Annotated in this window: 19 protein-coding genes and 1 tRNA gene; 8 read left to right on the top strand and 12 right to left on the bottom strand. The window is 52.1% G+C overall.

Annotation, left to right across the window (positions count from 1 at the left end):
- Nucleotides 1–65 precede the first annotated feature (65 nt).
- From rfbD to rfbB, 4 genes are read right to left on the bottom strand one after another with little or no spacing between them, the layout of a single operon-like run.
- A complete protein-coding gene (gene rfbD / locus CSR02_RS05535; RefSeq protein WP_099540859.1) occupies nucleotides 66–971 on the bottom strand; it encodes a dTDP-4-dehydrorhamnose reductase in 906 nt (301 codons plus the stop codon).
- Nucleotides 968–1,546 (bottom strand): dTDP-4-dehydrorhamnose 3,5-epimerase, encoded by a 579-nt coding sequence (rfbC, locus tag CSR02_RS05530; RefSeq protein WP_099540858.1) that lies wholly within the window; start codon nucleotides 1,544–1,546, stop codon nucleotides 968–970. Before rfbC ends, rfbD begins: the two co-directional genes overlap by 4 nt.
- A gap of 49 nt (nucleotides 1,547–1,595) precedes the next feature.
- Complete coding sequence (gene rfbA, locus CSR02_RS05525) at nucleotides 1,596–2,507, bottom strand: glucose-1-phosphate thymidylyltransferase RfbA (RefSeq protein WP_042786462.1); 912 nt, start codon at nucleotides 2,505–2,507, stop codon at nucleotides 1,596–1,598.
- On the bottom strand, nucleotides 2,504–3,562 hold the full coding sequence (rfbB, locus tag CSR02_RS05520; RefSeq protein WP_042786567.1) for a dTDP-glucose 4,6-dehydratase: 1,059 nt from the start codon (nucleotides 3,560–3,562) through the stop codon (nucleotides 2,504–2,506). Before rfbB ends, rfbA begins: the two co-directional genes overlap by 4 nt.
- Nucleotides 3,563–3,763: 201 nt before the next feature.
- On the opposite strand from rfbB, the gene CSR02_RS05515 reads away from it, so the two are divergent.
- The 6 genes from CSR02_RS05515 (at nucleotide 3,764) to CSR02_RS05490 (ending at nucleotide 11,273) form a co-directional block, all read left to right on the top strand.
- Entirely contained in the window at nucleotides 3,764–5,911 is a 2,148-nt protein-coding gene (locus tag CSR02_RS05515) for a GMP reductase (protein WP_099540857.1), read from the top strand.
- A gap of 53 nt (nucleotides 5,912–5,964) precedes the next feature.
- Nucleotides 5,965–6,660 (top strand): histidine phosphatase family protein, encoded by a 696-nt coding sequence (locus tag CSR02_RS05510; RefSeq protein WP_042786464.1) that lies wholly within the window; start codon nucleotides 5,965–5,967, stop codon nucleotides 6,658–6,660.
- A gap of 125 nt (nucleotides 6,661–6,785) precedes the next feature.
- Complete coding sequence (tldD, locus tag CSR02_RS05505) at nucleotides 6,786–8,243, top strand: metalloprotease TldD (RefSeq protein ID WP_099540856.1); 1,458 nt, start codon at nucleotides 6,786–6,788, stop codon at nucleotides 8,241–8,243.
- Between the two features lie 118 nt (nucleotides 8,244–8,361).
- Nucleotides 8,362–9,630, top strand: a complete 1,269-nt coding sequence (gene tyrS, locus CSR02_RS05500; protein WP_099540855.1) for a tyrosine--tRNA ligase — start codon at nucleotides 8,362–8,364, stop codon at nucleotides 9,628–9,630.
- Between the two features lie 21 nt (nucleotides 9,631–9,651).
- Nucleotides 9,652–10,056: a hypothetical protein gene (locus CSR02_RS05495; protein WP_099540854.1), complete on the top strand. Its 405-nt coding sequence runs from the start codon at nucleotides 9,652–9,654 to the stop codon at nucleotides 10,054–10,056.
- A 125-nt stretch (nucleotides 10,057–10,181) separates the two neighbouring features.
- Nucleotides 10,182–11,273: a glycosyltransferase family 4 protein gene (locus CSR02_RS05490; RefSeq protein WP_099540853.1), complete on the top strand. Its 1,092-nt coding sequence runs from the start codon at nucleotides 10,182–10,184 to the stop codon at nucleotides 11,271–11,273.
- A 76-nt stretch (nucleotides 11,274–11,349) separates the two neighbouring features.
- Here the strand turns inward: CSR02_RS05490 and CSR02_RS05485 are convergent.
- From CSR02_RS05485 to CSR02_RS16525, 8 genes are all read right to left on the bottom strand, one after another.
- Nucleotides 11,350–11,424, bottom strand: a tRNA-Thr gene (locus tag CSR02_RS05485).
- Between the two features lie 70 nt (nucleotides 11,425–11,494).
- Nucleotides 11,495–11,908 (bottom strand): RNA polymerase-binding protein DksA, encoded by a 414-nt coding sequence (gene dksA / locus CSR02_RS05480; RefSeq protein ID WP_003626519.1) that lies wholly within the window; start codon nucleotides 11,906–11,908, stop codon nucleotides 11,495–11,497.
- 215 nt (nucleotides 11,909–12,123) lie between these two features.
- Complete coding sequence (locus tag CSR02_RS05475; RefSeq protein WP_099540892.1) at nucleotides 12,124–13,398, bottom strand: O-antigen ligase family protein; 1,275 nt, start codon at nucleotides 13,396–13,398, stop codon at nucleotides 12,124–12,126.
- A gap of 61 nt (nucleotides 13,399–13,459) precedes the next feature.
- On the bottom strand, nucleotides 13,460–14,017 hold the full coding sequence (ssb, locus tag CSR02_RS05470) for a single-stranded DNA-binding protein (RefSeq protein WP_099540852.1): 558 nt from the start codon (nucleotides 14,015–14,017) through the stop codon (nucleotides 13,460–13,462).
- 77 nt (nucleotides 14,018–14,094) lie between these two features.
- Nucleotides 14,095–14,679, bottom strand: coding sequence for a 16S rRNA (guanine(966)-N(2))-methyltransferase RsmD (gene rsmD / locus CSR02_RS05465; protein WP_099540851.1), 585 nt, complete (start codon nucleotides 14,677–14,679; stop codon nucleotides 14,095–14,097).
- The gene (locus CSR02_RS05460; protein ID WP_099540850.1) at nucleotides 14,679–15,455 is read right to left on the bottom strand and encodes a pseudouridine synthase; all 777 of its coding nucleotides are present in this window, start codon (nucleotides 15,453–15,455) and stop codon (nucleotides 14,679–14,681) included. Before CSR02_RS05460 ends, rsmD begins: the two co-directional genes overlap by 1 nt.
- Entirely contained in the window at nucleotides 15,452–16,183 is a 732-nt protein-coding gene (locus CSR02_RS05455; protein ID WP_099540849.1) for a gamma-glutamyl-gamma-aminobutyrate hydrolase family protein, read from the bottom strand. The genes CSR02_RS05460 and CSR02_RS05455 overlap by 4 nt, the downstream gene beginning before the upstream one ends.
- Before the next feature lie 123 nt (nucleotides 16,184–16,306).
- Nucleotides 16,307–16,459, bottom strand: a complete 153-nt coding sequence (locus CSR02_RS16525) for a hypothetical protein (RefSeq protein ID WP_167384097.1) — start codon at nucleotides 16,457–16,459, stop codon at nucleotides 16,307–16,309.
- Between the two features lie 221 nt (nucleotides 16,460–16,680).
- On the opposite strand from CSR02_RS16525, the gene CSR02_RS05450 reads away from it, so the two are divergent.
- Entirely contained in the window at nucleotides 16,681–17,136 is a 456-nt protein-coding gene (locus tag CSR02_RS05450) for a nucleoside deaminase (protein ID WP_042786475.1), read from the top strand.
- A gap of 175 nt (nucleotides 17,137–17,311) precedes the next feature.
- The gene (locus CSR02_RS05445; protein WP_099540848.1) at nucleotides 17,312–18,880 is read left to right on the top strand and encodes a Do family serine endopeptidase; all 1,569 of its coding nucleotides are present in this window, start codon (nucleotides 17,312–17,314) and stop codon (nucleotides 18,878–18,880) included.
- Nucleotides 18,881–18,897: the final 17 nt, after the last annotated feature.

Raw genomic sequence — 18,897 nt, 5'->3', positions numbered from 1 at the left:
CTTTTGTATTCTGTCAGGCGGTATGGGTTAGGACGAGAACTTGGGGCCGCCTGGTTCCCCAAAAGTCAGGATGGTGCCGTAAAAACCTTGTGCACCACTTTGTTTACGCTTTCCTGCCATTGCGGCATCTGAATACCAAATACACGCTTCAGCTTGTTGTTATCCATGCGGGAATCGGCTGGGCGTTTGGCGGGAGTTGGCCAATCTTCTGTGCGGATGGCCGTAATGGTGGGTTTGGGCTGGCCGTATTCCGCTGCTTTTTGTAGCGCAGCTTCTGCCAGACCATGCCATGTTGTCTCACCCGTACCACAGGCATGATAAATACCTGCGTATTCATCTTTCCAGCCGGTTTTTTCAATGGTTGCCAGAATGGAAAGAATGGCGTGCGCCAGATCATCAGAACATGTTGGGTTGCCGCGCTGATCACCTACAACCTTTAGGGCTGGGTTTTTAGCGCCAGCGTTGAGCATGGTACGTACAAAATTTTTACCATGGGCAGAGTAAACCCAAGATGTGCGTAGAATAATGCTTTGTGGGTCTGCTGCGAGAATACGCTGTTCACCCTCGGCCTTGGTGCTCCCGTAAACAGTCTGGGGAGAAACAGGATCTGTTTCTACGTAAGGTGCGCCTTTGTTTCCGTTAAAAACATAATCTGTAGAGACATGAATAAAGGGAATGCCACGTTCTGCACACAAACGCGCCAGTAATTCTGGCCCTGTGGTGTTAGCGCGGGCGGCGGCTTCAGGCTCACTTTCTGCCAGATCAACAGCTGTCCACGCTGCGGCGTTCACAACAGCTACAGGTTTAATTGCATCCAGTGTCGCCAAGAGAGTTTCAGGGCGGTCAAAATCAAAATCCGGGCGCCCGACGCAGCGAATGCGCGGGCCACCAAGATTTACCAGAGATGTTGCCAGTTGGCCTTTTCCGCCGGTAACAAGAATAGGGCCACCAGTTTCAGCTAAAGTGCTCATGCCTGGCCTTTTTCTCCTGCATACTGGAACCATCCCTTGGCGGCTGAAAAATCTGGATTCTGCATGTCTTTTTCGGATAATACGGCATCCTCAGCCTTAACGGGCCAATCTATTCCGAGTTCCGGGCTATTCCAGATAACGGCACGTTCAGAGGCTTTGTTATAAAGAGAGGTGCATTTATATTGCACTTCTGCATTTTCTGTCAGCGTGCAAAAACCATGCAGGAAGCCTGCGGGAATCCAAAGCTGGGACCAGTTTTCTTCTGAAAGTTCAGCCGCAACCCATTTCCCGTAAGTGGGAGACCCCGTGCGTGCATCCACCGCAACATCCCAGATGGCACCACGGGTGCAACGCACCAGCTTGCCCTGTGCAAACGGATCAAGCTGGCAATGCAGGCCGCGAATAACACCTTTCTGGCGGGAAAGGCTCTGGTTATCCTGCACGAAAGGTTCTGAAATACCTGCTTCGCGCATGCGCTCAATATTATAGGTTTCTGAAAAAAAACCACGGTTATCACCAAAGCGTGGTGGCGTGATCAAAATAACATCGGGAATGGCAAGACGTTCGGATTTCATGCTTGGAAAGTTCCTACGTTGCTATTGGAAGGGAATGAAAAAGCCGACTTTAGTTGTCTTTCTCTTCAGCTGAAGCCAGATCGAAGAGTATCCGTCCCAATTCTGTTTTGCCCATGCGTTTGGCATGGTCTTTAAGATGATCGGCTGAAATATAGCCCATGCGGAAAGCCACTTCTGCGGGGGAGCCCACCAGCATACCCTGTCGTGCCTGAATGGTGTGTACAAACTGGCTGGCTTCTAGCAGACTATCGGGAATACCAGCATCCAGCCATGCACAACCACGGCCCAGACGCTCTACCTGCAGGTTACCTTCTTCCAGATAAAGACGGTTGAGATCTGTAATTTCCAGTTCGCCACGTGCGGAGGGTTTTACCTGTTTGGCAAAATCCAGAACCCGATTGTCATAAAAATAGAGGCCCGTAACCGCCCAGTTGGATTGTGGGTTGGTTGGTTTTTCTACAATTTCAAGGGCGCGGTCTGTTTCATCAAAGGAAACAACCCCATAACGTTCGGGGTCACGCACTTGATATGCAAAAACCGTAGCCCCCTGTGGGCGGGCTGCGGCTTTGTGTAGGGAAACGCCCAGATGGTCGGCAAAGATAAGGTTATCACCCAAAGCCAACGCACAGGGTGAACCCTGCAACCAGTCTTCAGCAATCAGAAATGCCTGCGGAATGCCATCAGGAGTGGGCTGAACGCGATATTCAAAGTTCACGCCAAACTGTGAGCCATCTCCAAGCAACCGCTTGAACTGGGGCAGATCCAGCGGGGTGCTGATGATCATGATATCCTTGATGCCAGCCAGCATAAGCGTGGAAAGCGGATAATAGACCATTGGTTTGTCATAAACTGGCAGCAACTGTTTGCTGGCCGCCAATGTCATTGGATAAAGCCGCGTCCCGGAGCCACCAGCGAGCAGAATGCCTTTCATGGGGGTGGGGGCGGAAGGTTTATGAATCATTGTGCGGTTGTTCCCAGTCTCTGTCCTGTATAACGGCGGGAACGAATGTTTTCCCACCATACGCGGTTGTCCAGATACCACTGGACCGTGCGGCGGATGCCGGTTTCAAAATTATGTTTGGCTTTCCAACCCAATGCCTGTTCTGCGTGGGAAGGATCAATTTCGTAGCGGAAATCATGGCCGGGACGATCTGTTACATAACGGATCAGTCGTTCACGGGGGCCTGCGGCATCGGGAGCAAGCTCATCCAGAATCCGGCAAATTGTCTGCACAACTTCCAGATTGGTGCGCGGCTGGCGTGCGCCAATTGCGTAGGTTTCTCCCGGCACGCCTTTTTCAACGGCCTTTACCAGTGCTTCGGCGTGATCTTCTACAAACAGCCAGTCACGCACATTGTCACCCTTGCCGTATACAGGCAGTTCCTTGCCCTCAATGGCATTGATGGTGATCAACGGGATCAGCTTTTCAGGGAAATGCCAGATGCCGTAGTTGTTTGTCGTGTTGGTGACAAAAGTCGGCAGCCCGAATGTATGATACCACGCCCGCACCAGATGATCGGAAGACGCCTTGCTGGCAGAATATGGGCTACGCGGGTCATACGGAGTGGTTTCGGTAAACGGAGGGTCTTTTGGCCCCAAAGCCCCAAAAACCTCATCTGTTGAGATGTGATGGAAGCGGAAAGCTTTTTGTGCTTCCTCATCCAGGCCCATCCAGTATTTGCGGGCAGCTTCCAGCATGGAATATGTACCCACCACGTTTGTCTGAATAAAGACACCCGGCCCATCAATGGAGCGGTCAACGTGGCTTTCTGCTGCCAGGTGCATGACCGCATCCGGCTTGAAGCTGCTGAACAGTTTTTCCAGCGCCGCCGTATCTGTGATGTTGGTTTGTGAGAATGTATAACGCTCGCTTTGGGGAGCATCCTCAACAGTCTCAGGGGAGGCTGCATAGGTCATGCAGTCAACATTTAAGACAGAATGTGGAGTATCGTGTATGATATGACGGATAACAGCAGATCCGATAAATCCACAGCCGCCTGTTAATAAGATGCGCATGCTATACCGTTCTTCAAGACCAAAAATGATATAATTGCCTGATAAGAGCTTATCAGTCATATGGGAGAAGAAAGCAATTCTCCAGCATTCTTATGTTATTTCTGTGCAAATCTGGATAGAAAAGGATGTCTTGGCCGTTAGATAAAATTATACTGGGTCTGATGAGGTAGAACTTCTATAGATGAGGGTGTTTTTAATTCAATGACAGGAACCAGCCTAACAGATCCAGTGCAGTGGGTGCATATGGTTCCGGAACTGGAATTTCTAGCTGATTCCTCTCCTGTTGTTGGAAAACCAGACCAATCTTTCCCGTTTGTTTTGCAAAATATAAAAGGACTCTGGACAGCGGTTTTCGGGAAGCCTGTGCTGGAAAGCAGTGCGGTGGCTTTTTTTTACGCCCGTATGGCGTTGGAGATGGCTTTTCTTTTGAATGGCCTGTCGGCACCTGTTTCGGAGAAAGATTTAAAACGTATATGGGTTGCCGGTGCGCGAAGTGCCGCACGTTGCTGGAAAGCATCTGCCACGAATATGGAAATTTCCCCTGAAACATGGGTTGAAGCAGTGGCCGCAGATATTGTGCCTGACCAGAAATGGTTATGGAATACGTGTGAACAGCAGGTTTTTTCCATATTTTTGATCGATACGGGTTTGCAGTCCGTTTCTGCTTACACAGAAAGTTGTTCAAATTTTTACCAGTGGGCACAACATGTCTGGCCGTATCTGGGGTCATCCAATGTGCTGATGGCAGAAGGCGGCGATGAAAGACTTGGTCTGGATTCGCAAACGCGCCAGAATCGTTACGGATGTATTTATGGCCCGTCTGGTGCGGGTGGGCAGTATTCTTCTTCCACAGCGTCATCACCATCTTTATTTGCGTTCAACGCCATAGAGCAAAAGCGGCTGGAGTTGGTGCGGGATATGTTGGTGCAGCCGCCAGAACATCCGTTATGTGCATTGGAAACGGAGATTAAAACGTTTCTTGCGCAATATTACGGAGTTGAAGCACCAGATAACTGTATTTTGGCCCCATCGGGAACGGATTCTGTTCTGGCGGCGCTTGCGTTATCGTTACCCCTTAATCCTGCGGTCTGTGTGGTTTTGGCTGGGGTGGAAGAAACAGGTAGCGGTGTGCCTTTGGCGACTCAGGGCAGGCATTTTGCCAGCACGACAGCTCTGGGTGTTCGTGTGCGGAAAAGTGAGAAAATAGCTGGCTTCCCGGCGGGGACGCAGTTGGTGACAGCCCCTTTGCGCACCGAAAATGGAGAACTGAATTCCCGGCAAAATATTTTCCATATTTGTCAGCAGCAAATTCATAAAGCCATACAGGCGGGGCAACGTGTGCTGCTTTATTTGTTGGATACCTCCAAAACAGGCCAGCTTGTGCCGGATATACAGGTTGTGCAGGCGCTGTGTCATACATATCCGGGCCAGATAGATGTTGTGGTTGATGCCTGTCAGGCGCGTTTGATGCCTGAACGCATAAAAGCCTATTTGCAGCAGAATTGGGCTGTGATGGTTACTGGTTCCAAATTTTATACCGGGCCAGCATTTTGTGGCGCTCTTCTACTCCCGAAAACGTGGAAACAACGGTTGGCCCATGCTGTGCTGCCCTCTGGATTGGCAGCCTATTTTAATCAGGCAGACTGGCCGACCTGCAAGGCAACAGCCTTTTTAAATAACGGGTTTAACTTGGGGCTGCTGCTTCGCTGGGTTGGCGCATGTGCGGAAATCAAACGTTTCTCTGAAGTTCCGGCGGTAGAAAAAATACGTCGTTTGGAAAGTTTTTTAAGCGGAATACGCCATATTCTGAAACAGAATCAGAGAGTGGAACTGTTGGCCGAGGCGTTTATCACACGGGATGCTCTGCCCAACGCATGGGATAACCACCAAACCATTTTTTCTTTTCTGGTAAAAAGTGGGGAGCATGGTGGCTTGCTTCCGGTTCTTGATTTTGAAGAATGCCGCCAGTTGTATGTGTGGTTAAAACAGGATCTTGCTGGGTATCTGCCATTTGGCTGCTCAGATACTGTGCGCCGGATTATGGCCAATAGTTACCATTTGGGGCAGCCTGTTGCAGTGCCATATGGGGGCGCACGGGGGCAAATGGCTGGCGCGTTAAGAATTTCGGTAAGTGCACGCCATATTTCTGGATCAGATATGCCAACTGGCATGATGTATGATGCCTATTTGGAGCAGGAAAGACAAAATATCCAAAATGCTTTGGAAAAGATTGTTCTGATCCTGCGCTATTGGGCATTTTTACAAAAATCTGAAGAAAAAAAGCTTTCTGCGCCCCCGGAAAACATCATGGATATAGAGGCGGAGACGTTGCTGCCTGTTGCATTGTAGGGCAGATTTTTCCGCTCTTGCGTTGCATAAAAGGTGGCCGCACAACACACACTATGAATGAAATCAGAGATCTTCCCAAGGTTTTACCCTCATCTCAGGATCATTTTCTGGATGGTCCCAAACTTGCCCCCGGTATTACGCGCTTTTGGCTGATCCGCCATGCACTGGTGGAAGAAAATGCCCGTATGTGCATGTACGGGGCCATGGATGTGCCTTTGTGCCCAGATAGTCTTATTGCCCAACGGCCTATGTACCGGGCTTTGGCGGAACGTTTGCCAAAACCTGCACATTGGCTTGTTAGCCCGCTATCTCGAACACAGCGTACAGCATTGGCTGTGCAGGAAGCAGGTTATGGCCCGGCCACACTAACAGTGGAGCCAGATCTGATTGAGCAAAATCTGGGTAAGTGGCAGGGTTTGCCCTATGAGGAGCTCCCGCAACATCTCAATCTTGCTCCTCATCCTTTCTGGGCAGTGGGTGCTACAGAATGCCCACCTGAAGGCGAAAGTATGATTGATGTTTGCGCACGTGTAGGCCGCTTGTTGGACAGACTTGCACAAAAATATGCCCATCAGGATATTGTTGCCGTGACGCATGGTGGAGTGGTGCGTGCAGCTTTGGCGCATGCCTTACACATTCATGCCCAAACCGCGCTCCATTTTTCCGTGCAAAATCTGGCGCTCACTATTCTGGAACGTCTGGAAGTGGGCTGGCGTGTTGTCACTGTTAATGAACTGCCAGGCATATAAATCAGGCTCTGCCAGCCGAAAGATGGAAAAGGCCGCCATACCGGGTTTACGTGGCCGTTTAACTTCCTATGTTTTGTGTATGCGCCATTACGGTATGGCCATTTCTTCCTGAAGGGTTGTCGTGCATGTCTTCTTCTTCTCAGCATCCGGGTGCTTTGGCTGTTACGGACGCGCTGTTTTTCCATCGTCCTGATGCGCAGCTGCATAAAGATGATGCGGAAAAGCTGACAAAAACGGCTTTGGACGGCATGGAAGATGGCGAGCTTTTTCTGGAGTACAGAGAAAGTGAGGGTATCTCACTTGATGATGGTGTGATTCGCTCTGCCTCTTTTAATACCAGCAGCGGGTTTGGCTTGCGCGCTGTATTGGGGGAAGAAACAGGTTTTGCACATTCTGATGAACTCAGCCGGTCTTCTTTGCTCCGTGCGGTCGATGCAGTAAGTGCGGTACGTGCCGGGCGTTCTGGCCAGATGGCAGCGCCCCCACGGGCCACAAACCAGCGGCTTTATACAGATGCAAATCCGCTGGGTGAAAGCGATTTTGCCACACGCTCTGGCCTCCTTTCACAGATAGATGCCTATGCGCGCGGCAAGGATAGCCGCGTGGTGCAGGTTATGGCTTCTCTTACAGGGGAATGGCAGGCTGTGCAGATCATGCGGGCCGATGGCACGCGGGCGGCGGATTTGCGGCCATTGGTGCGGCTGAATGTATCTGTTGTTGTGGAACATGATGGCAAGCGTGAAAGTGGAAGCTACGGGTTGGGTGGCCGATATGAAATCAACCGTTTGCTGAATGAAGAAACATGGCAGGGTGCTGTGGATGAAGCTATGCGGCAGGCATTGGTTGCGTTGGAAGCACAGCCCGCTCCGGCAGGGGCCATGGAGGTTGTGCTGGGGGCAGGTTGGCCCGGTATTTTATTGCACGAAGCTGTTGGCCACGGGTTGGAAGGTGATTTCAACCGTAAAGGCACATCTGTTTTTGCCGGATGTATTGGCAAGCGTGTTGCATCCCCTGGGGTAACAGTAGTGGATGATGGATCTTTGCCAGATCGACGTGGAAGCCTGACCATTGATGATGAGGGCACACCCACAGGCCGCACAGTGTTGATTGAGGACGGGATTTTGCAAGGCTACTTGCAGGATAGGCTCAATGCCCGCCTTATGGGGGTGGCGCCCACAGGAAATGGCCGTCGCCAGTCATACGCGCATATGCCTTTGCCGCGCATGACCAATACCATCATGCAGCCCGGTTCCTCTACAACAGAGGAAATGATTTCCTCTGTAAAGCGCGGCTTATATGCCGTGCATTTTGGGGGCGGGCAGGTGGATATTACATCAGGCAAGTTTGTATTTGCCGCCTCTGAAGCCTATCTGATCGAAAATGGCCGTGTCACAGCGCCAGTAAAAGGCGCAACCCTGATTGGAAGTGGGGCAGAGGCCATGACACAGGTTTCCATGATTGGAGGCAATCTGGAACTGGACCCCGGTATTGGCACATGCGGTAAAGCCGGGCAGGGCGTGCCGGTAGGGGTAGGCCAGCCCTCCCTTAAAATGACCGGTCTGACCGTGGGTGGTACAGCCTAAAGTTTTTTTCAGCCAAATGCGGTTGGGCTGAGTGTTTCTGTTCTTTGCTCTCCCATGCTAGAGCGTCTGTCTGCTGGTTCTGCCCCGCAGATAGGGGCCGGAGAGAAGGGACAAGATAATGGTCGAGAACGGGTTTAAGAGTTCTTTCATGCGGGAGGCCGCAGCGCGCGGCTTTATTTTTCAGTGCACGGATGCCGATGCGCTGGATGCGCTGATGGCAGAAAAATCCGTTGCGGCCTATATTGGGTTTGATCCTACGGCAGATAGTTTGCACGTAGGCAGCCTTATCCAGATTATGATGTTGCGGCTGCTGCAAAAACACGGGCATCGCCCTGTCGCACTGGTGGGTGGCGGCACGGCCCGTATTGGGGATCCATCCTTCCGCGAAGAAGCCCGGCGATTGATGACAGAAGATATCATCCAGACCAACCTGGCTGGTATTGAAGGTTGCCTGCGCCAGTTTCTTACCTTTGGTGAGGGGGCATCAGAAGCAGCACTTGTGAACAACGCAGATTGGCTTGATAAACTGGCCTATATTGATCTGCTGCGTGATGTGGGCGTGCATTTTTCCATCAATCGTATGCTGGCATTTGATTCCGTAAAAAATCGCCTTGAACGTGAGCAGGGGCTAACATTTCTGGAATTCAATTACTCCATTCTCCAGTCCTATGATTTCCGTGAACTAAACCGCCGTATGGATGTGGTGTTGCAGCTTGGTGGGTCAGACCAATGGGGCAACATTATTTCCGGCGTAGAACTTGTGCGCCGCACGGATCAGAAAAGCGTTATGGGGCTGACCACACCGCTGCTTACAACGTCATCTGGCGCCAAAATGGGCAAGACAGCCAATGGTGCGGTGTGGCTTTCTGAAAAACGCTTGCCAGTGTTTGATTACTGGCAGTTCTGGCGCAATACGGAAGATGCGGATGTAGGCCGTTTTCTGCGCTTGTTTACGGAACTGCCGCTTGAAGAATGTGCGCGTCTGGAAGCCTTGCAAGGCGCGGAAATCAACGAAGCCAAAAAGGTGCTGGCAACAGAGGCGACAGCCTTGTGCCATGGGCGGAATGCAGCTTTGGCGGCGGCAGAAGCTGCCCGCCAGACGTTTGAGGAAGGCCGCGTGGCTGCTGCAGACTTGCCGGTGCATGAAGTGGCCGAAGCCGATATAACTGCGGGTATTCCGGCTTTTCGTCTTTTTGCAGAGGTTGGACTGGTGAAGACAAACGGGGAAGCCCGGCGCTTGATAAGAGGCGGGGGCGCACGCCTCAATAATGATGTGATACAGGATGAAAATAAGCTGATTACGCAGCAGGATATGATTGATGGCGCCATTAAACTTTCTGCTGGCAAAAAACATCATGTTCTGGTGAAGGTTGGGGTTTCAGCCTGATAAACCGATAAGGAGGCTACCGTGAAAAAACTGACATTAAAGCTGTCTGCTCTGGGGTTGCTGTGCAGCCTGAGCGCATGCGGTGGTCCCTATTATGGTGATGGCGGTTTGTATTATCCTTATGGATATTCAGGCTATGGCCCCGTGTATGATGATTATTATGGTTATGGCGGTTGGGGAGGAGGCTGGGGCGGTGGTCGTGGCCCACGTCCCCCACGGTCAGGCTTTGGCCCACATGGTGGCCCAGGTGGCCACGGAGGCCCACCACCAGGTGGTGGTGGAATAGGCCCACGCCCTGGCGGCGGTGGAGGCGGCGGACGCCCGCCAGGTGGAATGGGCCCCGGCGGAGGGGGCGGTCATTTTGGCGGAGGTGGTCCGGGTGGCGGCGGCCATGGTGGTGGCCCCGGAGGCGGCCGAGGCCGATAGTTTTGCCAAGGCAGCATTTTTCAGTATTTGAAGGTGCTGCCTTTTTAGTCGGAAACGTTTTTTGGTGACCTGATCAGTTCTGAACAGATGGGGTGTTATCGTTTCCCTGTGCAGGAGCTGATGATATGCGGTATCCCAAAAAAATTGCTTATATTATTAACTCGTTAGAGGGTGGCGGTACGGGCGCTATGGTGCCCTCTGTTACCGGGTTTTTTCGTGCGCGCGGGTGCGATGTTGGTGTTTTTGTACTAACTCCACGAGACAGGCGAGCAGAGCCAGCACTCAAGGCTGCCGGGCTGGAGATCCATATCAGAGAAGGCGGAGAGAATGATCACCTACAAGCGTATTTCTGGTTACGCCGTAAACTGGCTGCGTGGCACCCTACCCAGATATGGACATCTTTAACCCGTTCCACGCTTATTGGGCAGCAGGTTGGGCGTAGCTTGCGGGTGCCGGTTATTAGTTGGCAGCATAATGCGTTTTTAAAACCGGGAAATGTCCGCCTTTTACGGGCAGCAAAATCTCTTTCAAAACTATGGGTATGTGATTCAGAATGTGTGGCGGATATTACGCGCACGCGCCTTAAACTCCCTGCAAGCAGGGTAATGTCTTGGCCGGTTTTTCAGGCTTCTCCAGAGGTTAAGCCTGCGCAGCCATGGCAGCGGGGAGAGGTGATTCGCGCGGGCTCTCTTGGGCGGCTGCATATAGCCAAAGGGTACGACATTCTGTGCACAGCTCTCAAGCGCCTTCAGTCTTATACATCTCTGCCCGCGTTTGAAGTAACTGTTGCTGGAGAAGGGCAAGAGCGCGTCCATCTGGAGCAGATGGTAAAGAATTTGAAGCTGACAAATATTCGTTTTGCTGGCTTTGCATCTTCATCTGAGCATTTTCTGCAGACCCAACATCTTTATCTCCAGCCATCTCGACGCGAAGGATTTTGCATTGCCATGCACGAAGCCATGCAGGTTGGCTTGCCCGTAATTGGCACAGATGTAGGGGAAATGGATCGGTCTATTATAGAGAACGTAACGGGCTGGAAAATAAAGCCAGAAGACCCGGTTATGCTGGCCGATACATTGGCCACAGTTCTTGCTCACCCAGAGCGGCTTGCCCAAGTAGGCCAGAGTGCAAGACAGTTTGTGCTGGAAAAGTTTAGCAAAGAAAAGTTTTTTGAAAATGGCGATGCCATATTCCAACGTCTGGCTAGGCAGATCTAACAGAGCCCAGACGAAAGAGAGAGCTTTGCTCTGCAAATGAGCAAGGGTATGCACAACAAAATTATCAAGGAGAGACTGGTGCTGCTGGACAGGATTGAACTGTCGACCTCTCCCTTACCAAGGGAGTGCTCTACCACTGAGCTACAGCAGCATAGTCTGCGGGCGTTCTAGCTGTTCATGCGTAACGCCGCAAGACCGGATGCAGTAAAAAAAACGAAAAATTAATCGTCCCGGTGGGTTTTTTCCATGCGCTCGTGCTGTTCCTGCGCTTCAATGGAAAGTGTAGCAATCGGGCGCGCCTCCAGCCGCTTCAGGCCAATAGGTTCACCCGTTTCTTCACAGTAACCATATGTGCCATTTTCAACCCGCTGCAGGGCAAGGTTAATCTTGCCAATCAGCTTGCGGGCGCGGTCACGCGTACGCAGTTCCAGCGCGCGGTCTGTTTCCACACTGGCGCGGTCGGTAATGTCTGCTTCGTGAATGCCGCCTTCAGAAAGGCTGGCAAGCGTATCTCCGGCTTCTTTAAGAAGATCGGCACGCCATTTAAGCAGTTTCTGCCGGAAATATTCCGTCTGAAGGGGGTTCATGAACTCTTCATCTTCAGAGGGGCGATAATCTGGCGGTAAGGTAATCATGTCTGTCGTCAGCCTTTGCAATGACAGGAAGCCTGCCTTGAAAGAATGACGCGGCTTATAGCGGTATCCCGCTCACCCGCCAAGAATTTTATGTATCAAAAGCGCAGAAAAGAATGCCACGGTAAAGTAAGAGCAAGAAAAGACTGCATTTAAAATGAGTAATGAAAAAATATTTTAAAAAGGTTCCCGCTTAAACAAACACTTCCTTAATAAACTTATGCACGTTTGTGTGAACTTGATGCTGCCAGAAGCCAGCCAACAAACAAAAATAGCCAGCCTGCTGTAGGGAAAGAGAAAACAGCGCTTGTGGACGTTACGGGCCACAAAAGAATGCAACAGGCTACAAACAGCATGGCTTGTTGTGGATGATCCTCTATATCCAGCGCCTGCCATCCGGCGCGCAGCCACAAAAAAGCCAGCCCTATAAACACTATAAGCCCCGGTAAACCGGCTGTTGTGGCAACTTGCAGGTAATAATTGTGCGGATGAATGTTACAGCCGCGGTCTGTATCGTTGCCAAGTGTTTCCATGCCCAGAAAAGAAAAGGCATGGGTTTGAATTGGCTCGTGGCAAAAGTTTCTAAAACCATCCATTCCCAAACCCATCCATGGATGCTGGGCAACCATGACAAGGGCGGAGCGGAAAAGCCTGCCGTAATCACTTTGTGCGAAATGGTGCAATTGATCAGAAAATTTAAGAACAAGCTTGGCATAAACGGGCGGAGAAATAACAGGCAGGCTGGCAATCAGCCCTCCGGCACAGGCAAGAATCAGACCAAAGGGAAGACGAAAACGGGGGAAGATAAACGCTGTAAGGGACATCCCAAAAAAGAGCAGCACGCAGCTCATACGTTGGCCAATAAGCACCATGGTTGTTACGCCCAATAACAGAAGCAGGCAGCCCAATGCCCAGTATTTGAGCTTATTATGGCGCAACAGGCGTAAAACGCTTGGCATAATGCCGGGGAAAAACAGCATCAGCAGCGTGAATCCCGCACGGGGTTTTGTAAATGGTCCTGTCAGGCTGCCATCCCCCCAGCGTGGCATTCCCATCAGGTTGGTACCTGTCAGATATTGTTGCCAGCATTGGCTTATCAGCCATAGGGCAGCCAGCAGGCAGAGTCTTTCCATCCATATGCGGCGTGTTTGTGTGGAAAGAAGCCAGCTTTGTAGCGCGATGCAGAATAGAAAAAGCCGCGGCAGGCAGAGTGCCTGCACCCATTCACCCGTAATGCCAACATGCACGGAGGAAAGCAGACAGAGCACACAAAATAAGGCAGCCAGTTTAAGCCACGGCTGTTTAAGCCAATACCAGTCTTTCAACAGGGCACTGTGCAGGAGAAATAACCCGCCTATTACAGATGCAAAAGTATCTGAAAGGGCGCGGCTGTAGAAAAGAAAAAATGGAAATATCGTCAGACATACCAAACCTGCTGCTGTCAGATATCCAGCCAGCTTGACACGGATTGAGGAAAAAGCAGCAGGGGGCATGTCTGGAATGGGTAAGGCTGGCTGCAAAATATAACAGCCAGCTACCAATCAATTCAGCTAATTAGAATGGGATTTCGTCATCAAGATCCCCATTGCCACCAGAAGCATCCCAGCCGCCGGAGTTATTGTTGCCACCACGCTGTGCAGGAAGCTGGCGCGGTGCAGATGCGGATGAAGCGCCCCCACCATAATCGCCACCGCCACTGTTATAGCCGCCGTAGCTGCTTCCACCGCCAAAGCCACCACCGCCTTCACCTTCACCGCTATTGCGGCTGTCCAGCAGAACCAGTTCCCCACGGAAGCGGTCAATAATTACTTCCGTTGTGTAGCGTTCCTGCCCACCCTGATCTGTCCATTTTCTGGTTTGCAGAGACCCTTCCAGATAAACCTTGCGGCCTTTGCGCAGGAAGCGTTCTGCCACATCTGCCAGACGCTCATTGAAAATAACAACGCGGTGCCATTCCGTGCGTTCACGCCGTTCACCAGATGCACGGTCATTCCATGTGTCACTGGTTGCCAGAGAGAAGGAAACAATTTTTGCACCGCTCTGGCTGGAGCGCACTTCAGGGTCTTTGCCCAGATTGCCGACCAGAATAACCTTGTTAACGCTGCCAGCCATGAATGCCGTTACCTTCTGTTTGCGTAAAATCCATTTTCGTTCTGCCTATGTAGCGCACCTGCTGAACGGGTTAAAGGTTAAAGCCGCCAGATAGAAAATCGGGCAGCCCCATGTTGACGTTCTGCCAGAAAAACTGGTCTGCCTGTTTTTTCAGGCGTGTTTTCCTCAGAAGGGAAAGGCAAAGGTTCCTCACGGCCTGTTTCAATTACTGCAATGGCATTTGCTGCAATCCACCCTTTGCCTTGTAAAGCATCAAGCGCGCGAACGGGCAGATTTTGATGATAGGGTGGATCCAGAAACACCAGTTCAGCGGGCGATGAGCCAGCGGGTGGGTCCGTCACATCCCGTGCAAGGACGGTGCAGTTTTCCTGCCACTTGCAGGCTTGAATATTGGCGCGTAACGCAGCCAGAGCAGGGCGGCTGGTTTCAAAAAAAGTTGCATGTTTTGCCCCGCGAGAAAGAGCTTCCAGCCCCAAAGCCCCAGTTCCGGCAAAAGCATCCAGTACATGTGCCCCGCAGATAAGCGCAGGCCCACCCCAAGGGGCGTGTAGCAGCATATCAAACAGGGCTTGCCGCACGCGGTCTGCCGTAGGGCGCGTGGTCTGCCCAGCAGGAACTGTCAGCACTCGCCCCTTGCGGCTGCCAGCAATAATCCGAACCATCAGTCCGCCTGTTTTGCAGGTGTGCGCCGGGCAGTCGGGGCTTTTTCTGCCGCTTTGGGTAACTGGTCACGCAGCACGCGGGGCGAAACCTCCTCCAGTTCTCTGCGCTGCAAGGTGCCAAGCTGGAAAGGACCGTAACTGGTGCGGATCAGGCGGCTGACATGCAGGTTCATGCCTGCCATCACCTTACGGATTTCACGGTTTTTGCCTTCCTTGAGGGAAACGGTCAGCCACGCATTGTCCCCTTTGCGCGAATCCAGAACAGCATGAATGGGGCCATAGCGCACACCGTCAAACACGCTGCCCTGCGCCAGATTTGCCAAGCGTTCTTCGTCCACCACGCCAAAAACACGCACACGGTAGCGGCGCAGCCAGCCATTGGAGGGGAGTTCCAACCTGCGGGCCAGTTCACCATCATTGGTGAGCAGCAGCAGTCCTTCACTGTTCAAATCAAGACGGCCCACACTGATCACGCGGGGCATGCCTTCTGGCAGGGAGGCAAAAACCGTGGGTCGTCCTTCGGGGTCTTTATGTGTGGTCACCAAGCCATCTGGTTTATGGTAGCGCCACAAACGTGTGCGTTCGGGGGCCGAAACCGGTTCTCCATCAACCTGCACAATATCGCCATTTGTAACAAAGGTGGCAGGGTGTGTAACAGGCTGGCCATTCAGGCGGATCCGGTTTTCCTCTATCATGCGTTCCGCATCACGGCGGCTGGCAACGCCACTGCGGGCCAGCCACTTTGCTATGCGTTCCCCTCGGGTTTCCTGCGTCACGCTGAATCTCCTGCTGCCTGTATGAAGGCTTTGAAAAGTGCTTTGTCTGCTGGGTCTATGCCAAATTCCGGGTGCCATTGCACCCCAAGGCAGAAAGAATGTGCGGGATCTTCAATCCCTTCAATAATACCATCTTCTGCCACAGCGTTAATAAGGCCTCGCCCGGGTGTTTTGACAGCCTGATGGTGCGAGGAATTAACACCAATACGAGTGCGGTTGGCCGTGCATCGGGCCAATAAGGTATTGGGTGTTATTGTCACACTATGGCTTGCTTCATCCCGTGGGTTTGGTTGCTCATGCGGAAGGGCTATTGGGCATTCTTCCGGGATGTGCTGGATCAGGCTGCCACCGAGGGCCACGGCTATAAGCTGCATGCCACCGCATATTCCCAAAACCGGCATATCACGTTGCAAGGCAGCAGCCAGATATGCCGCTTCTGCCTGCGTACGGCGTGGGCGCAGGTTTATGGTTGGGTGAACATGCGTTTCCCCATACAGCGTAGGGTCAATATCAAAAGCGCCACCTGTAATAATCAGCCCGTCCAAAAGAGGCATGTAGTCAGCACAAAGCTGCGGAAATAACGGTAACGCAATAGGCAATCCACCAGCAGTAGAAACGGCAGACATATAATTTTCCCGCATGGCATACCATTTAAAGCGGGAATACTGGCCTTCTCCACCATCTTCCAAATCAAGCGTAATACCAATAACGGGGCGTTTTTCTGTCATATACCACGATCCTGAAAGAACGGGATGGGAAGAGGGGTGAAAGCCGTTCTTTCAGGAGATATGTAGCAAATAACTGGCGCGGGAAACAAAACCCGTGCGGCCAATCCGTTTCTGGCCAGCTTGTTAGCGTGACAAAAAGGAAGGAATGCTGATGGGAAGGGTTTTGGTAGCCGTGGGGGGCGGTGCCAAGCTTGCCGGTTCGTAATTGACACCGTCTGCAATGGCGAGACCAAATCCAATGGCCGCAGCAGCCAGAATGAAAGACAGGCTATGCATGTTTCTGACCCTCCTCGATCGGGTTTGGTATGATTGCAAAAGAGCAACCCCAAAAAGGCTCCCTCACGCTCTGTTACAGAACGGATTAAGGCTCCTTTAAGGCAGGATGACAAAAAAATATGCAGGATTGCAAGAAAAATCTGGATATTTTCCAGCAGATCAAAGCGAAAAAAACCTGAACGTTTCGATTTCCGAAAAGTAACATTTCGTGAGCACTGAGTATGATGAAACAAAACGGCATGGCGCAGGCATTACAGCAGGCACAACTTGCTGCCGACAGAGGAGAAGTGCCTATAGGTGCCGTGCTGCTGGATGGTAATGGAAAGATACTGGCGCAGGCCGGGAATCGGGTAGAAGAACTGCATGACCCTTCTGCCCATGCGGAAATGTTGGTGATGCGCAAAGCAGTGCAACAGCGGCAGGGGCAGAAACTAGCAGATTGCACCTTATTTGTTTCGTTAGAGCCGTGCCCTATGTGTGCGGCCGCCATGGCGCATTTCCGGCTGGGGAGGGTGGTGTTTGGGGCGTATGATCCTAAAGGTGGGGGAGTAGAGCATGGCGCACGTTTGCCGCATCGGCCCGAAACCTTACATCATATGGAAGTTATAGGCGGGGTGAGAGAACGGGAGGCGGCAGGAATACTGAAAGCTTTTTTCCAGAAACTACGCTGTCGATAACATCTTGTGACATTACGAAGATGTCGCTTTTTTTTCTTGGTTGAGAAACCATGTTAGCATTGCAGGCGTAAGGCACTGTAAACTCTGGGCAATCTGTGGGGGCTGCCGGAGATGGGTGTTTGGACCGTCCGGGAATTGTCCTGCCGGGATAAAACAAGGAACAGTCGAAGTCGTGATGTCGGGAAAATCTGTGACAAAAGTTTGGGCGCGGAACAAGCGCCGTAATTGGATGTCGGCCCTTCTGGCAAGCTGTGTAATGGTAACGGCAGCCGCTCCATGGTGCAGCATGCCAGCACGCGCAGAAGCTGACAGTGTTATCAAGCCCAACACCCCCACCTCTCAGCGGATTCCGGATTTTGTGAGTCTGGTAAAGCAGGTTAAGCCGGCTGTGGTGTCTATTACATCCATGATTCGGGCAGATGCGGTGGAAGGTGATAACGGCGGAATGGGCGGTATGCCTTTTCCGTTTCCTTTTCCATTCCAGATGATGCCGCAGCCTTCTCGCCAGACAATTGAGGCCAGAGGCTCCGGCTTCCTGATTTCCGCCGATGGTTATGTTGTGACCAACAACCATGTGGTGAAAGGCGCCACCAAGGTTACGGTCACACTGGATGACGGCACAACTCTGCCCGCCAAGGTGGTGGGGCGTGATGGCAAGACTGATCTGGCGCTGTTAAAGGTGACAACATCCGAAAAGCTGCCCTTTATTGAACTGGGCGAATCGGATGATGTGCAGCCGGGTGAATGGGTGATTGCTGTTGGTAACCCATATGGGCTGGGCGGCACTGTTACCGCAGGTATTGTTTCCGCCCGTGGACGAGACATTAACGAAGGCCCTTACGATAACTTCATTCAGGTTGATGCACCTATCAACCGTGGTAACTCTGGCGGCCCGCTGTTTACGCAGGATGGCAAGGTTGTTGGGGTCAATACCGCTATTCTTTCACCTTCTGGCGGTGGCTCTATTGGCATTGGGTTTGCCATTCCATCAGACACCGTGCGCAATGTGGTTGAACAGCTCCGCAAAACTGGCCACGTGGTGCGTGGGTATCTGGGGGTAAATGCACAGGTTATTTCCCCAGTTATGGCGCGTGCCCTTGGCTTGCCAGCACCTGCCACGCCAGGGGCTCCGCCGGTTGGCGCGCTGGTGGCAAGCGTAAGCCCCGGTAGCCCGGCAGACAAAGTTGGCCTGAAATCGGAAGATGTGATTACCGATTTTAATGGGCAGAAAGTGAGCAATCCGCATGATCTGGCTGTGCGTGTGGCATCTATGGCGCCGGGCAAGCAGGTCACCATTGGCTATCTGCGCGGTGGCAAGGCACAAACAGCTACAGTGACCATTGGAGATCTGAAAACGGCATCTACAGATGGCAGTAACAGTGGCAATACGGACGTGGCCCGTGGCCAGAAGCTTGGTATTGCCTTGGCACCGCTCTCACGCGATGTGCGCCAGCAGTTGGGGCTTTCTGCTGATGTGCGTGGCGTTGTGGTGAGTGACGTTGACCCTGGTTCCCCGGCAGATCAGGCAGGTATTCGCCCTGGTGATGTTATCCAGGCCGTTGGAAGTCAGGCGGTTGATTCCCCTCGTGCTGCGGTTGCCAGTGTTAAGGCTGCGCTGGCTTCTAAAAAACCTGTGTTGTTACGGGTTATGCGGGATAACCAGTCTCTGTTCATTGCTATTTCTCCAGATGGTGGAAATAGCGCACCACCTTCTGACGATGGTGGTGACGACGACGATAACTAAAAGGTTTGGAATCTTTC

This window comes from Acetobacter pomorum (assembly GCF_002738225.1).
Taxonomy (GTDB): Bacteria; Pseudomonadota; Alphaproteobacteria; order Acetobacterales; family Acetobacteraceae; genus Acetobacter; species Acetobacter pomorum.
This window is presented reverse-complemented; position numbering and strand designations above follow the sequence as displayed.

What these genes read in the sequence shown, in the direction of transcription:
- rfbD (WP_099540859.1), bottom strand. Translation starts at nt 971, where the DNA reads ATGAGCACTTTAGCTGAAACTGGTGGCCCTATTCTTGTTACCGGCGGA.
- rfbC (WP_099540858.1), bottom strand. Translation starts at nt 1,546, where the DNA reads ATGAAATCCGAACGTCTTGCCATTCCCGATGTTATTTTGATCACGCCA.
- rfbA (WP_042786462.1), bottom strand. Translation starts at nt 2,507, where the DNA reads ATGATTCATAAACCTTCCGCCCCCACCCCCATGAAAGGCATTCTGCTC.
- rfbB (WP_042786567.1), bottom strand. Translation starts at nt 3,562, where the DNA reads ATGCGCATCTTATTAACAGGCGGCTGTGGATTTATCGGATCTGCTGTT.
- CSR02_RS05515 (WP_099540857.1), top strand. Translation starts at nt 3,764, where the DNA reads ATGACAGGAACCAGCCTAACAGATCCAGTGCAGTGGGTGCATATGGTT.
- CSR02_RS05510 (WP_042786464.1), top strand. Translation starts at nt 5,965, where the DNA reads ATGAATGAAATCAGAGATCTTCCCAAGGTTTTACCCTCATCTCAGGAT.
- tldD (WP_099540856.1), top strand. Translation starts at nt 6,786, where the DNA reads ATGTCTTCTTCTTCTCAGCATCCGGGTGCTTTGGCTGTTACGGACGCG.
- tyrS (WP_099540855.1), top strand. Translation starts at nt 8,362, where the DNA reads ATGGTCGAGAACGGGTTTAAGAGTTCTTTCATGCGGGAGGCCGCAGCG.
- CSR02_RS05490 (WP_099540853.1), top strand. Translation starts at nt 10,182, where the DNA reads ATGCGGTATCCCAAAAAAATTGCTTATATTATTAACTCGTTAGAGGGT.
- dksA (WP_003626519.1), bottom strand. Translation starts at nt 11,908, where the DNA reads ATGATTACCTTACCGCCAGATTATCGCCCCTCTGAAGATGAAGAGTTC.
- CSR02_RS05475 (WP_099540892.1), bottom strand. Translation starts at nt 13,398, where the DNA reads ATGCCCCCTGCTGCTTTTTCCTCAATCCGTGTCAAGCTGGCTGGATAT.
- ssb (WP_099540852.1), bottom strand. Translation starts at nt 14,017, where the DNA reads ATGGCTGGCAGCGTTAACAAGGTTATTCTGGTCGGCAATCTGGGCAAA.
- rsmD (WP_099540851.1), bottom strand. Translation starts at nt 14,679, where the DNA reads ATGGTTCGGATTATTGCTGGCAGCCGCAAGGGGCGAGTGCTGACAGTT.
- CSR02_RS05455 (WP_099540849.1), bottom strand. Translation starts at nt 16,183, where the DNA reads ATGACAGAAAAACGCCCCGTTATTGGTATTACGCTTGATTTGGAAGAT.
- CSR02_RS16525 (WP_167384097.1), bottom strand. Translation starts at nt 16,459, where the DNA reads ATGCATAGCCTGTCTTTCATTCTGGCTGCTGCGGCCATTGGATTTGGT.
- CSR02_RS05450 (WP_042786475.1), top strand. Translation starts at nt 16,681, where the DNA reads ATGATGAAACAAAACGGCATGGCGCAGGCATTACAGCAGGCACAACTT.
- CSR02_RS05445 (WP_099540848.1), top strand. Translation starts at nt 17,312, where the DNA reads ATGTCGGGAAAATCTGTGACAAAAGTTTGGGCGCGGAACAAGCGCCGT.